This window comes from Litoribacter ruber (assembly GCF_018500185.1).
GTDB classification, from domain to species: Bacteria; Bacteroidota; Bacteroidia; order Cytophagales; family Cyclobacteriaceae; genus Litoribacter; species Litoribacter ruber.
The window spans coordinates 136,853-151,386 of the sequence record NZ_JAHBGI010000008.1; the positions used below are offsets into that span (position 1 = coordinate 136,853).

The window sequence follows — 14,534 nt, forward strand, 5'->3', positions numbered from 1 at the left end:
AATTTAATCTTTTGTTTTCCACAAAAAAAGGTCCCCTCAAGCATATTTTTACTTAAGGGGACTAATCAACATTTTATATTACACAACCTTTTTAAGGCAGCTTGTTCAGATACTTGAAAAACTCGCTATCAGAGGAAATGATCAAGCTTGTCTTATCATCCATGGACTTCTCAAAGCTCTCCATAGTTCGCAAAAACTTGTACAAATCCACCGATTGCCTGTTCTTGTTGTAAGCTGAGGCATAAATCCTGGTAGCCTCAGCATCTGCTCTACCTTTGATCTCCTCCGCCTCACGGAAGGCCTCCGACTGGATTTGTGCCAAATCACGCTCTTTATTACCTTCGATTTTTCTAGCTTCTCCCTGTCCTTCGGATCTGAATTGGTCTGCGATCCGGTTTCGTTCACTGATCATTCTATCATACACCCTATCTCTCACCTCATCCACATAGTTCATTCTTTTAAACCTGAAGTCCAAGATCCGAACTCCGAGATCGGTGGTACGCTGGTTGGCCTTTTCCAGAATGATCCGCTCGATCTGGGCACGCCCCACGTTGATATCCTCCAAAATCTCTATTTCCTCCATAAAATCCTCCGTCACCTCTGGATCTCTGTTCGTTGATCTCACCAGATCCAATAATTCATGACTAGCAATGGCATTTCTGGTTTCTCCGTCCAAAATATCGTCCAGCCTGGATTGCGCTGATCGCTCATCCCGCAGCCTGATGAAGAACTGCAGGGGGTCGGTGATCTCCCAGCGGGCATAAGTATCCACAAAGATAAACTTCTTGTCTTTGGTGGGTACTTGGTTTTTATCTCCGTCCCACTCCAAGTAGCGCCTGTCAAAAAACTGCACTTTATGGATAAATGGCGTCTTGAAGTGAAGGCCTGGGCTCGTCCTTGGCTGGCCCACGGGCTTACCAAATTGCGTCACGATAGCCTGTTGGGTTTCATCCAAAATATAAATACTGCTCGTCAGTAGAATAATAGCTACCGCCGCCAAAACTATCCAGCCAATATTATTCTTTCTCATATCAATTCTTTTTATCCAGGTTCAAGAGTGGCAATACATTGTTGCCCTTCTCATCAGTAATGACTTTGTTGCCGATTTTGGGAAGGATTTTCTCCATGGTTTCCAGATAAATCCGCTGCTTGGTCACTTCGGGTGCTTGTTGGTAAGCTTCAAAAAGCGAATTGAAACGCTCAGCCTCACCCCTTGCGCGGTTTACCCGGTTCAGGGCAAAGGCCTCTGCCAGTTGGATGGTCTCATCTGCCTCACCTCGGGCCCTGGGAATCACCCGGTTGTATTCAGCCTCCGCTTGGTTGATCAGGGTTTCCCTTTCCTGCTGAGCCTGGTTCACTGCGTTAAATGAGGGTTTTACCGGATCTGGCGGGTTCACATCCTGCAACACCACCTGGTCGATACGGATGCCGTTTTCATATTCGTCACAAAGCTCCTGTAGCAGGACTTCCACACTTGTGGCGATCTGCTGCCTACCCACAGTCAGCACCTCATTTACGGTGTGATCGCCGACGATTTTCCGCATTGCCGCTTCGGACATGTCACGAAGGGTCTTTTCGGCATTTCTCACCCTGAATAAAAATTTGTAAGAATCGATGATCCTGTATTGCACCACCCATTCTACATCGGTGAGGTTGAGGTCGCCGGTGAGCATCATGGATTCATCCCCATAGGCTGTTTTGGAATATTCCGAACGCTGATTGGCCGATTCAGTTCTGAAACCAAATTCCTGCTTCAACTGACGCTGAACAGGGATTTTATGCATGGTTTCTATTCCATAGGGGAAAATGAAATTAAGCCCTGGCTCCACCACCCGGTCAAATTCCCCAAGCCGGACCACCACTCCCTCTTCCTCGGGCCCTACAGTCTTGACGGCCGTGAAGATCCCCACCAGGATTAACAGCCCTAGCACAATTTTGCCGAGATACATCTTTATCCAGTCTGGATTGATATTGATCTCATACTCTCTTTCTGACATTTTCTAACTTATTGTTTTCGGTGAAGGTAACGATAAATTGCTTAACGCAGGTAAAAGTTAGCTAAATGAGGCAAAAATCAAAAGAAAAAGTACCACCCAAATCACATCCATAAAGTACCAGTAAATCACGAAGAGCCGGATTTTCATTTTTTCAAATGGGTTGATCATAAAAAGCATGCTTTTGAATGCATCTTTGGAAGAAAGCTTCAATTGTGCATACAGCATGCCCGCAAAAACCAGCGCTCCTAAAAGGTGAATCGCATGAATTCCCGTAAGCAAAAACAGATAACTCTCTGAGGCTACTCCTTTGAACCTCACTCCCATATTTTGCAGCTCTAGCCAACCCAAAAGCTGTAATAGTGTAAAAATCAGCCCCAACAACAGCATGCTCAGCACCATCTCCTTGAGCTTCACAAATTCATCCCGAATATATAGATCCAGCAATTTAGAAGCCGCCACCCCGCTGACAACCATCACCCCGAGACTAGCCAAAAAAGAGATGGGCACCCTAAATGCCTGCAATACGAATTGCTGCTGGAAGGAAAACACAAATGCAATGCTGAGATACAAAAATATCAGCCCGCTGCCGAACATCCCCAAATAAACCAATGTTTGGTACGGATGCATATCTTCCACTTTCTTAAACCATGTAGCCACGCCTATATCATACAATTCATATATAAAACATTTAAAAATAACATAGGTTCTGAAGTGGAAAGATAATCCATTGTAAAAAATGAATTCCTAACTTTGCACCTGCAGAATTAACCCTCAAAAACCATATACCTTGGAAAAACAGGCTTTTCTTTCCCTCTATCAACACGACCCAGTTGTCAAAACAATTGCCGCGGATCTCAAAAAGCATACTGGCGATACTTTTCACCTCAAAGGGGTTTATGGAAGTCTGGACATGGTGCTTGCTTCCACACTCTTTGAGCAGCTATCCAGCCACCAGCTTATCGTGGCCCACGACAAGGAAGAAGCGGCGTATTTGGCCAGTGACCTTTCCTCCCTGATTGACCAAGAAATCTATATTTTCCCCACTTCCTATAAAAAACCTTATCAGCATGATGAAGTGGAAAATGCGAATGTGCTGATGAGGGCCGAAATTTTGAACCTCATTTCGGACAAAGACAAGGGAAAACTTTTGATCGTAACCTATCCTGAGGCGCTATTTGAAAAAGTTATCAACAAAAAATCCCTCAAGGAAAACACCTTTACAGCCCAAAAAGGGGAAAAGGTGGATGTGGAGTTTATTTCGGAGCTTTTGACTACCTATGATTTCGAGAAAACCGATTTTGTGTATGAGCCGGGCCAATTTGCCATTAGAGGTGGGATTATTGACATCTTTTCATTTGCCCACGATGAGCCTTATAGACTTGACCTTTTTGGAAGAGAAATAGAAAGCATCCGGACTTTTGATCCGGAAACGCAACTTTCCATTGCCGAAATCGACAAGATTAACATTATTCCCAATGTACAGACCAAATTGCTTCAGGAAGTAAGGCAATCCTTTATAGAATTTCTACCAAAGGACACCATCATTTGGTTTAAAGACTTTCAGCAAAACCTGGACATGCTTGACACGGCCTATCAAAAAACTGTGGACAAGTATGAAAGTCTAACCCAGGACGGCCAACCTAAAAAGCTGCTGAATACACCTGCTGAGCTTTTTGAAAATGCAGCCTCATTCAAAAAGCAGCTTGAGCCATTCAATAAGATAGAATTTGGAAACAAGTTCTATCTGTCGGCCAAAAAAACCTACGAATTTGATGTTTCCCCGCAGCCTTCGTTCAATAAGAATTTTGACCTGCTTGTGGATAACTTGGGCGAAAACGCTGAGAAACGCTATATAAACATCATTTGCTCTGAAAGTGAAAAGCAGATCGAAAGACTGCTCAATATCTTTGAGGAGCTGGACCCAACCTTGAAAGTACAGACCCTTTCCATGAATCTCCGGCAGGGTTTTGTGGATAAGTCTCAAAAAATAGCCTGCTATACCGATCACCAGATCTTTGACCGGTACCACCGTTATAAAACCAAGGCCAAAGCCAGCAAGACAAAAGCCTTGACCCTAAAGGAACTGAAATCACTCAACCCAGGAGACTATGTAGTACACGTCGATTATGGGGTGGGCAGGTTTGCAGGATTGGAAAAGGTGGATGTCAACGGTAATTTCCAGGAGGCGGTAAGGCTGATTTTTCGGGATGACGATCTTCTCTATGTCAACATCCACTCCCTGCATAAAATATCCAAATATTCCGGTCAGGAAGGCACCGCCCCCAGTATGTCCAAACTTGGGAGCCCGGAATGGGAAAACAAAAAAAGCAAGGTCAAGAAAAAGGTCAAGGATATCGCCAAAGACCTCATCTCCCTTTATGCAAAAAGAAGAAACGCCCCTGGGCACCAATACAAGCCGGACAGTGTACTGCAAGTGGAACTGGAAAGTTCTTTCCTATATGATGACACCCCCGACCAGGCCGTGGCTACCACTGATGTGAAGGCCGACATGGAAAAGCAGTATCCGATGGACAGGCTCGTGTGCGGTGACGTGGGTTTTGGGAAAACCGAAATCGCCATCCGGGCCGCTTTCAAGGCGGTAAACGACCGCAAGCAAGTTGCCATACTGGTTCCCACCACGATTTTGGCCATGCAGCATTATCAGACTTTCAAGGAAAGGCTGCAGGACTTCCCAGTAAAGGTGGATTACATCAACCGCTTCAGGACCACCAAAGAAATCAAGGAAATCACCAAACAGGTCACTTCCGGGGAAATCGACATCTTGGTCGGCACGCATAGAATTGTCAACAAAGACATAAAATTCAGGGATCTGGGCCTTTTGGTAATTGATGAGGAGCAAAAATTCGGAGTTAAGGTCAAGGACCAGCTAAAAGAATTGAGGGTGAATGTTGATGTGTTGACATTGACAGCCACGCCGATACCAAGGACATTGCATTTCTCACTTATGGGAGCCAGGGATCTTTCTGTGATTGCCACCCCTCCCCCAAATAGACAGCCGGTAACTACCGAGATCCACACTTTTCAGGAAGAAGTGATTCGGGATGCAGTCGCATATGAAATTAGAAGAGGTGGGCAAGTGTTTTTTGTCCACAATCGGGTGGGAGAAATTGACAGTATAGCCAACCTCATTATGCGCTTGGTACCCGACGCAAAAGTGGTCGGTGCGCACGGGCAGATGGATGGCAAGAAGCTGGAGAAGATTATGGTGGACTTTATCGAGGGTGAATTTGACGTGCTGGTCTCCACCAATATTATTGAATCGGGGCTGGATATCCCGAATGCGAACACCATTATCATCAATAGAGCCCATATGTTTGGGCTCAGCGATCTACATCAAATGCGCGGAAGGGTGGGAAGAAGCAACAAGAAAGCATTCTGTTATCTTTTGACACCTCCAACCTCCGGACTTACCCCGGAAGCCAGAAAAAGGTTGCAAACCCTAGAGGAGTTTTCAGATCTTGGCGATGGCTTCAAGGTGGCCATGCGTGACCTTGACATACGTGGCGCAGGAAATCTGTTGGGTGCCGAACAAAGCGGCTTTATCACAGATCTGGGTTTTGAGATGTACCACAAAATCCTTGATGAGGCAGTTCAGGAATTGAAGGAGAATGAATTTGCTGCTTTATTTGAAGATGATTTGAAAGAAAAAGTGGAAGTTCTGGTTCAGGATTGCGTAATCGAAACCGATATGGAACTGTTAATTCCTGAATCTTATGTATCAAATATCTCAGAAAGGTTGAGTTTGTACTCAAAATTAGATAATATTAAGACTGAAGAGGAGCTGGAGAAATTTAGCGCCAGTCTTCAGGATAGATTTGGCCAAATTCCCGAAGTGGTCAAGTCTTTGCTTGAAACGGTTAGGTTAAGATGGCTGGCTGAAAAGCTGGGCTTTGAGAAATTGGTTTTGAAGAACGGGGTGATGAAATGCTATTTTGTGCCCTCCTCGAAAGAATCTTATTTCAAATCTGATATTTTTGGCAAAGTTTTGGGTTATATACAAACACAGCCTAAATTTTGTAAAATAAAGGAACACAAAAATCGTTTGTTACTTACAATCAGCGGAGTAACTTCAGTCGGCAAAGCCAAGCAATGGCTACAGGACATGAAAAGCTGAAATTTTTAAAATTTTTTCACAAGTAAAATTTTGTCATTTCAGCATATATTTATGTTAAATTTCCAAAGAATAGGAAATATTCAGGTTTTTGGGCGTTTCACAAAAAATTCTTTTAGTTGTAATACGGTTTTATAGATTATATATTAGCACTTTAATAGGCAGCAAAAATTGATTGTCAAATGATATTTGGAAACAGAAACTTAGGATTATTCTTAACTGTGCTGACCCTAGTGGCAGTGACAGCTTTGTCTTCATGCAGCAGGGATGGCAGAAGAACGGCCGGTAAGCCAGGCAAGCAAAGTGCCTCCACGGGCGCCGAGTTCAGTTTTAACGACAGAGATACCACTCAATTTAGAGTAGTACGTGTCAATAAAGAAGTAGTCGGGCCAAGACTTAAGCTTATCCAAGGCGGTCGTGCGGTGATCGGTTCACAGGAGCAAGACGTGATGGCCTTCCGAGACAATGCGGAAAGAACTGTTACCATCGCTTCATTCTACATGGATGAAACCGAGGTAACCAACCTTGACTACAAGGAATTTCTTTTTGACATGGGCAAAAGGGTCAGCCAAGACTCCATCCTTCGCCTAGAGCCAAATGAGAGAGTTTGGGCGGGAGCCATGTCCTATAATGACGTTTATTCCACCTACTATTTCCGTCACCCAGGGTTCAACTACTACCCTGTAGCAGGTGTGAGCTGGGTTCAGGCAAACGCTTACTCGGAGTGGAGAACGATAAGAGTAAACGAATTGATGAGGGAAAGAGAGAAGTTGGATACCACTTTGACTAGAAACCAACTTATCGAAAGAGGCGTGGTACTTCCTCAATATAGACTTCCAAATGAAGCGGAGTGGGAATACGCTGCAAAAGCCATGATCGGTACGCAGTATTTAGATGAAAACCAGGAAAATGGCAGAATCTATCCTTGGGATGGTAGAGGCATGAGAAACCCTTACAATGTCAAAAGAAAAAGAAGACAAGGTGATTTCTTGGCCAACTTTAAAAGAGGTCGAGGTGACTACGCTGGTATCGCAGGTGGTATGACCAACGATGGTGAAATCATCCCGACCAACGTTTATGACTTCCCTCCAAATGATTTCGGTCTTTACAACATGGCTGGAAACATGAACGAATGGGTACAGGATGTTTACCGTCCACTTTCCTTCCAAGATTTTGATGATCTTAACCCTCTGAGAAGAGATGGTATTTATGATGAAGAAGAAACTTACGGTACTTCCTTGATCGATGATAACTTCAGAGTTTACAAAGGCGGTTCCTGGAAAGATGTTGCTTACTGGTTATCCCCTGGAACAAGAAGATTTATGCACCAAGATTCAGCAACCAACCACATCGGTTTCCGTTGCGCCATGATCAGAGTAGGTGCCGAAAACAAATAAGAAAAACACAAGTAGCTTCAAGCCGGATCTTTAAGGATCCGGCTTTTTTTTTGACCATTCAGCCCGCATACCCGCCTTAGGATTAATTTTCAGCTTTCTCTTGCCAGTTTTTTATTATCTTAAAACCTTGAATTAAACCTCAGGATATATGCTTATAAAAACTACTTTCATCAGAAAAGTCAGCCTGCTCCTATGTGTGGCCTTGGGAATTACCTCCCAGATCCATGCCCAGGAAACCAGCTACCAAACCCCTCCAAGTGAAATTGAGGAATTAGTAAAAGCCCCAATTACCCCAGCGGTAACGTTTAGCAGAAGTGGGGACTTCATGTTGTTACTTGAAAGAGCCGGATATGGCTCAATTGAAGATTTGGCCCAGCCAGAGCTAAGAATCGGCGGCATCCGGATCAACCCTGCCACCAACGGACAGAGCAGGACATCATCTTTCAACAACATCAAGTTTAAAAAGATAAAAGACTCTGAGGCCCAATCCCTCTCAGGGCTTCCGGAAAACCCAAAACTGGGGAACATCACGGTTTCCCAGGATGAAAAGCACCTTGCTTTTACCCATAATACCGGCGAAGGAATTAGTCTTTGGGTAGCAGATCTATCCACCCTGGAGGCAAAGGAATTGGCAAGCAATATCGTAAACCAAGTTTACGGTCGCTCGATCCAATGGCTTCCTGACAACAAAATCCTGGTAAAAGCAGTCAATCCAAACAGAGGCGATGAGCCAAAAGCACCTTTGGCTCCAAAAGGACCGACCATCCAGGAGTCAACTGGAGATGCGGCACCTTCCAGGACATACCAGGATTTGCTCACAAACCCGCATGACGAAGACCTTTTGGCTTATTACATGGATAGCCAGCTGATGATTTTTGATCTTGACGGAGGAAAAACAGAAATCGGCGAAGCTGGAATGATCAAATCCATGAGCCCATCTCCCGATGGCGAATACATTATGGTTGAAACCATCCAAAAGCCATTTTCTTATTTGGTGCCAGCATCAAGATTCCCATACAATGTGGATATCTTGGACAGAGACGGAAACAAAGTAAAAACCTTAGCCGAAATTCCATTGGATGAGGTAAGACCCACTGGTTTCGATGCTACAGTTACTGGTCCTCGTTCCATCAATTGGAGAGCCGACAAACCAGCCACACTGTACTGGGCGGAGGCACAGGACGGCGGAGATCCCAGAAAAGACCTTGAGGAAAGAGATATCATCTTCATGCAGGATGCTCCATTCGATGGGGAAAAAACCAAGTTGGGTTCTACTTCCCTTCGTTTTGCAGGCATCAACTGGTCTGATGACAAGTTTGCGATCCTCAATGAAAGATGGTTTGCTTCCAGAAAAGAAAAACGCTCACTTATCAACCCTTCCAAGCCTGGCGAAAAAGGCAAGGTGATCATAGAGCGCTCTTATGATGATATTTACAACGATCCGGGAAGCCCACTATTTGTGGACAACCAATACGGTAGATCAGTTATCCACAGAAAAGGTGACAAGATCTTCATGACCAGTGAAGGAGGCTCGCCGGAAGGAAGCATGCCTTACTTATCCACATTCAATGTCAAAGACGGCAAAGAAGATATCATATGGAGAAGCGAAGCCCCATATTACGAAAGAGTTACAAAAGTCCTCAACACGGATGGAACAGAGTTTATTACCATCAGAGAAAGTACGGATGAGCAGCCAAACTACTGGGTGAGAAACACCAGAAAGCGAATCGCGCCAATTCAGATCACAGATTTTGAGCATCCATATGAGTCTTTAAAAGGTATAAACAGGGAGCTTGTCAACTATGAAAGAAATGACGGTTTGAATCTTTCAGCTACCATTTACACGCCCGAAGGTTATGATGCAGAAAGAGACGGCCCGCTTCCAGTTTTGATGTGGGCTTATCCACGAGAATACAAATCAGCCGCCACCGCTGCGCAGGTCAGAGGCTCCAAGCATGAATTTACCCGCCTAAACTGGGGCTCGCCTTTGTACTGGGTGACCCAAGGATATGCAGTAATGGACCGCACCGAAATGCCGATTGTAGGCGAGGGTGATGAGGAGCCTAACGATTTCTTTGTAGACCAGCTGGTGGCCAATGCCGAAGCAGCTATTGATTACATTGTGGAAAGAGGTATCGGTGACCGTGATAGAATCGCTGTAGGAGGCCACTCTTATGGAGCCTTCATGACAGCTAATTTGCTTTCCCATTCTGATCTATTTGCCGCAGGAATTGCCAGAAGTGGTGCCTACAACAGGACTTTGACACCATTTGGCTTCCAATACGAGCAGAGAACCTACTGGGAAGCTCCGGATGTGTATAACACCATGTCCCCTTTCATGAATGCCCACAAGGTAAAAACCCCGATCCTTTTGATCCACGGAGAGGCGGATAACAACTCAGGAACATTCCCTATCCAAAGTGAGCGCTATTATAATGCCCTTAAGGGACACGGCGCCACTACGCGATTAGTGTTCCTTCCGCATGAGAGCCACGGGTATGCCTCCATGGAATCTATCCTCCACACCCTTCACGAACAACATGAATGGCTGGAAAAATGGGTGAAAAACAAGAATAAATAATAATTTGAAAAGGGGCTTTAACAGCCCCTTTTTTTATGCAAATTATTTTTGGCCAAACCGCTAATTAATAAAGCATTATTTCTAAATTTATTTTTTAATTCATTTTTCCTGTTGTTTTTCTGCATGAAAAAACTTTACCTCCTCCTAGTCTTCTGCTTTTGCATCAACCTGGCCTTTTCCCAAACTTGGAGAAGAGTGTCCCATTGGGGCAATGATTACAACGCCATACACTGGGTGAATGAAGAGGTCGGTTTTATTGCGGGAAAAAATATCATCCTCAAAAGTATTGACGGCGGACTGAGCTGGGTGGAGCAGGAACCGCCTCTTAGAACCTCCATGCTTGGGGTCTCCTTTTTCAATTCCAACATTGGGATGATGGTGGGTCTGGAGGGGAAAATCTTCCGTACCACCGATGGTGGGGATAATTGGACATTAAGCGACCTGCCTTCTCAAGAAACTTTTACCAACCTCCATTATTTTTCCGAAAATGAAGTGTTGGTGGCGGGGAAAAATGGAAGAATGTTTCATTCACCCGATGGAGGAAACAGCTGGAATCAAGTCTCAGTGGCCACCAATGCAGATTTGAACTCCCTCCACTTTGTCGATAATTCCCTTGGCTATTCATCCACCTCAAATGCTGAGGTTTTAAAAACCACCGATGGTGGCCAAAATTGGAAGGTCATAAACACAGGCTTTGATTCCAATCTTAAGGACATTTATTTCGTCAATGACACCTTGGGATATACAGCGGGCACTTCTGCGACAATTCTCAAATCTATTGATGGTGGAGAAAATTGGACTTTTATCAACAGTGGAGTCGATACCGATTACACCATGGTGGCGTTCAGCAGGGTGAACCCAAACATTGGGCTCTTTGCGGGAAATGATGGATACCTCATGCGCACCACCAATGCAGGCCTCACGCTCGCTGCAGTGAATAGCCGAACTCCTCAAACCATTAACGATCTTAAATTCAGGTTCAATACCAATACAGTATTTGCAGTTTCCAATAGCGGCACCCTGACTTCCTCCACCAACAGCGGAGGCGGCTGGGCAATTCGGCTATCCGGCAATCGCAACGATTACAATGCCACCCACTTCAAGTCTGAAAACCACGGCTACATAGTAGGTGAAAATGGGTTGGTTTTATCCACAAACAATGGAGGAACCAGCCTGGCCAACCGCTCAAGGCCCATTTCTGTTTCATTTTTGAGCCTTTACTTTACGACTAATACACTGGGATACATAGGGGGGCAAAATGGGATTATCCTTAAAACCACCAATTCCGGCGGAGGATGGACCGCTCTCAATGCCGGGACCAACAGGGATATTTTTGGTCTTTATTTCTTCAACAATAATGAAGGCTACGCCATTGGAAGCCGGGGTTTTATCAGCAAAACCGAAAATGGAGGCGTAAATTGGACCACCATAGATCCAGGAAACAAGGATATCAAATACAATGACATCAAGTTTTTCAATGACAAAGTAGGTTTGATTATCGGAGAAAACGGTTTTCTTTCCAAAACTGTGAATAACGAAAAGTGGGAGCAAATCAGCTTTCCCGCTATTGAATACCTCACCTCCATAGAAATTCTCGACGAAAATGCCGCCATCATCACAGGGCATAATGGCGGATTGTGGAAAACTTCCGACCAAGGCGACACTTGGTCCAAAATTTCAACCCCATATTCCATCCATTTTAACGATGCCTCCTTCTTGGACGAACAGGTCGGATTTATTGCTGGGGATAAAGGGCATATCATAAAGACTGCCGATGGGGGTCAGAACTGGGAGAAAATCCATACTGGGACCTATCAGAACTTTACGGGAATAAGTTTTGGTGACCTCAGTACAGGTTATGCTGTTGGGGAAGCGGGTACATTCTATAAATACAGCTGTCTGGTACCTGAAAGTCCCGTCGTAATTTTTGGAGAAAACAACATCTGTGTCAGCCAGCAGGCCTATTCAATTCAAGGAACATCCGAACCTGGGGTTACTTATGAATGGCGTGTGGACGGTGGTACCATACTAGAAGGCCAGGGCGGCACCCGAATCGTAGTGAGATGGGATAGCCCAGGCCGCCATGCCGTAATGGTGCGTGGACAAAACAATTGCGGCAACAGTGCCACCAGGGCCATGGAAATAGCCGTTTCAAGTGAGCCAGGCCAGGTCAGTGAGATTATCGGGAATGGCTCAGTATGCATCAATTCATTTGAAACCTATGAAGTGGATTCGCTGATAGGAACGGAATATTACTGGGAGACCAATGGCGGAATCATACGGGAAGGCCAAGGAACTGGAAAAATTACTGTGGAATGGACCAATCTCAATGATTACAACCTAAAAGTATCCCCCGTAAATCCATGCGGAGCGGGTTCCACCGTTTCAAAGGCCATTAAAATCAACCGTGAACCGGATATGCCAAGTGAAATAAAAGGTGCCGCCATGACCGGGTTGGGAATGGAAGAGGAATATGAAATAGCCGCCATTGCTGACATGAGCTATCAGTGGCAGGTAGATGGGCCGGGACAAATTCTCTCGGGGCAGGGGACTCCCAAAATAAAAGTAAAATGGTCGGAAGAAGGTGATTTCACCCTTAGCGTAATCCCTACAAACTCCTGCGGAACCGGGGAGGCGAGGGAAAAATCGGTAAATGTGGATTTCATTACCTCCACCGAAAGGACACCGGATCTACACTGGAAAATGTACCCCAACCCATCGAATGGATCAGTTAATCTTGACCTCAATGGAATCTCAGATCCCAGGAAAATCGAAGTGATCAGCTCAACGGGAAAAATTGTTAGAGAAATCTACCTCACCAGTCCGCAGCAGCTGATTGAGCTGCAAAATTTACCGAAGGGCTTATTCACAATTCGTGTAATAGGCAGAACCCAAGATTATATTAAGAAGTTGGTAGTAAATTAACCTAAGGAGGATTCGATATTAAATGTGTTTCGCCTCAAATAAGTAATAGCCTAGCCAAATTTTATTTGGCGTGTTTAAAATAATGTATTTTTTATTTCAATTTAATAAAATTATAGATAAGCATATCTTTATTTTACAGGACATTATTTTATGACACGGGTTGCAAAATATCCCGAAAATCATGTCCTTTGCGTCAAATTAAACCCAAATAACGATGCATAATAGAGATTTCCACCCGGAGAGCTTAATGATGACCCATGGCTACAAGCCAGAACTATCAGAAGGCGCCATCAAGTGTCCTATTTTCCAGACTTCAACCTTTGTATTCAAAAATGCCGAAGAAGGTAAAGCTTTTTTTGAAGTGGCTTATGGAAAAAGGGAAAAGGACCCACACGAGGAGCTTGGCTTGATCTACAGCCGCTTGAACAATCCGGATCTGCAGATTTTGGAAGAAAGACTTTCCCTTTGGGACAAAGCCGACGAATGTTGCGTTTTTGAAAGCGGAATGTCTGCCATTTCTACGGTTATGCTAGAATTTTTGCGTCCCGGGGATGTCATTCTTTATTCCAAACCAGTTTACGGCGGTACCGATCATTTTGTCAACAAAGTATTGCCTGAGTACGGCATAAATGGATTAGGCTTCACCAGCGAGCAGTCCAAAGACGAGGTTCTGGAAATGATTAAATCCAAAGATCTCCGTTCAAAAGTAAAAGTTATCTACATAGAAACCCCCGCCAACCCTACCAATGCCCTTTTCGATATAGAAATGTGCAAGGAGATCGCTGATGAGTTATCCACACCTGATCAAGAGGTAGTGATCGTGGTGGACAACACCTACATGGGTCCTTTGTGGCAACAGCCCTTGAAGCATGGTGCCGACTTGGTGGTGTATTCTGCCACTAAATATATTGGCGGTCATAGTGACCTTATCGCCGGTGCGGTATTGGGTAAAAGTGCCCATATGCAAAGGGTGCGTAGACTGAGAACATTCCTTGGAAACATGGCAGGACCTTGGACAGGCTGGTTGCTGATGAGAAGTTTGGAAACGCTGAAGATCAGAATGACCCAACAGGCAGAAAATGCCAAGCATGTGGCTGACTTCCTACTCAACCATCCAAAAGTGGAAAAGGTATATTATTTAGGTCACCTTACAGAGGGCGACCCTTCTTATAAAACCTACAAAAACCAGCTTTCCTGTGCCGGAGCGATGGTTTCATTTGATGTAAAAGGCGGAGAAAAAGAGGCATTTAAGTTCTTAAACTCCCTCAAGCTTATGAAATTGGCAGTATCACTGGGTAGCACGGAATCCTTGGCGGAGCATCCTGCCACCATGACCCACTCTGATGTGTCGGATGAGGATAGAGACCTTCTGCATATTTCCGATAAACTCGTGAGGCTTTCCATTGGTGTAGAACATTATTCCGACATCATTTGGGATATTGAGCAAGCGTTAGAGCAAATCTAAATACGCTATAAAAAGAAAGGCCTGCAGTTAGCAGGCC

At 44.7% G+C, this 14,534-nt stretch carries 8 protein-coding genes; 5 read left to right on the forward strand and 3 right to left on the reverse strand.

The features are described 5' to 3' along the window. Positions 1-91 precede the first annotated feature (91 nt). Genes hflC through KIH41_RS12425 form a run of 3 tightly spaced genes read right to left on the reverse strand, consistent with a single transcriptional unit; the run spans position 92 to position 2,669 of the window. Entirely contained in the window at positions 92-1,030 is a 939-nt protein-coding gene (hflC, locus tag KIH41_RS12415) for a protease modulator HflC (protein WP_214162579.1), read from the reverse strand. 1 nt (position 1,031) lies between these two features. Then, complete coding sequence (hflK, locus tag KIH41_RS12420) at positions 1,032-1,997, reverse strand: FtsH protease activity modulator HflK (RefSeq protein ID WP_213944391.1); 966 nt, start codon at positions 1,995-1,997, stop codon at positions 1,032-1,034. 57 nt (positions 1,998-2,054) lie between these two features. Further along, positions 2,055-2,669 (reverse strand): cytochrome C oxidase subunit III, encoded by a 615-nt coding sequence (locus tag KIH41_RS12425; protein WP_213944390.1) that lies wholly within the window; start codon positions 2,667-2,669, stop codon positions 2,055-2,057. A gap of 115 nt (positions 2,670-2,784) precedes the next feature. On the opposite strand from KIH41_RS12425, the gene mfd reads away from it, so the two are divergent. The 5 genes from mfd (at position 2,785) to KIH41_RS12450 (ending at position 14,497) form a co-directional block, all read left to right on the forward strand. Next, complete coding sequence (gene mfd, locus KIH41_RS12430; RefSeq protein WP_214162580.1) at positions 2,785-6,132, forward strand: transcription-repair coupling factor; 3,348 nt, start codon at positions 2,785-2,787, stop codon at positions 6,130-6,132. Positions 6,133-6,311: 179 nt separating this feature from the next. Beyond that, on the forward strand, positions 6,312-7,526 hold the full coding sequence (gene gldJ / locus KIH41_RS12435) for a gliding motility lipoprotein GldJ (protein WP_213944388.1): 1,215 nt from the start codon (positions 6,312-6,314) through the stop codon (positions 7,524-7,526). Positions 7,527-7,674: 148 nt separating this feature from the next. Next, positions 7,675-10,107: an alpha/beta hydrolase family protein gene (locus KIH41_RS12440; RefSeq protein ID WP_214162581.1), complete on the forward strand. Its 2,433-nt coding sequence runs from the start codon at positions 7,675-7,677 to the stop codon at positions 10,105-10,107. Between the two features lie 123 nt (positions 10,108-10,230). Then, positions 10,231-13,032: a YCF48-related protein gene (locus KIH41_RS12445; protein WP_214162582.1), complete on the forward strand. Its 2,802-nt coding sequence runs from the start codon at positions 10,231-10,233 to the stop codon at positions 13,030-13,032. A gap of 214 nt (positions 13,033-13,246) precedes the next feature. Further along, positions 13,247-14,497 (forward strand): cystathionine gamma-synthase family protein, encoded by a 1,251-nt coding sequence (locus KIH41_RS12450; protein ID WP_213944385.1) that lies wholly within the window; start codon positions 13,247-13,249, stop codon positions 14,495-14,497. Positions 14,498-14,534: the final 37 nt, after the last annotated feature.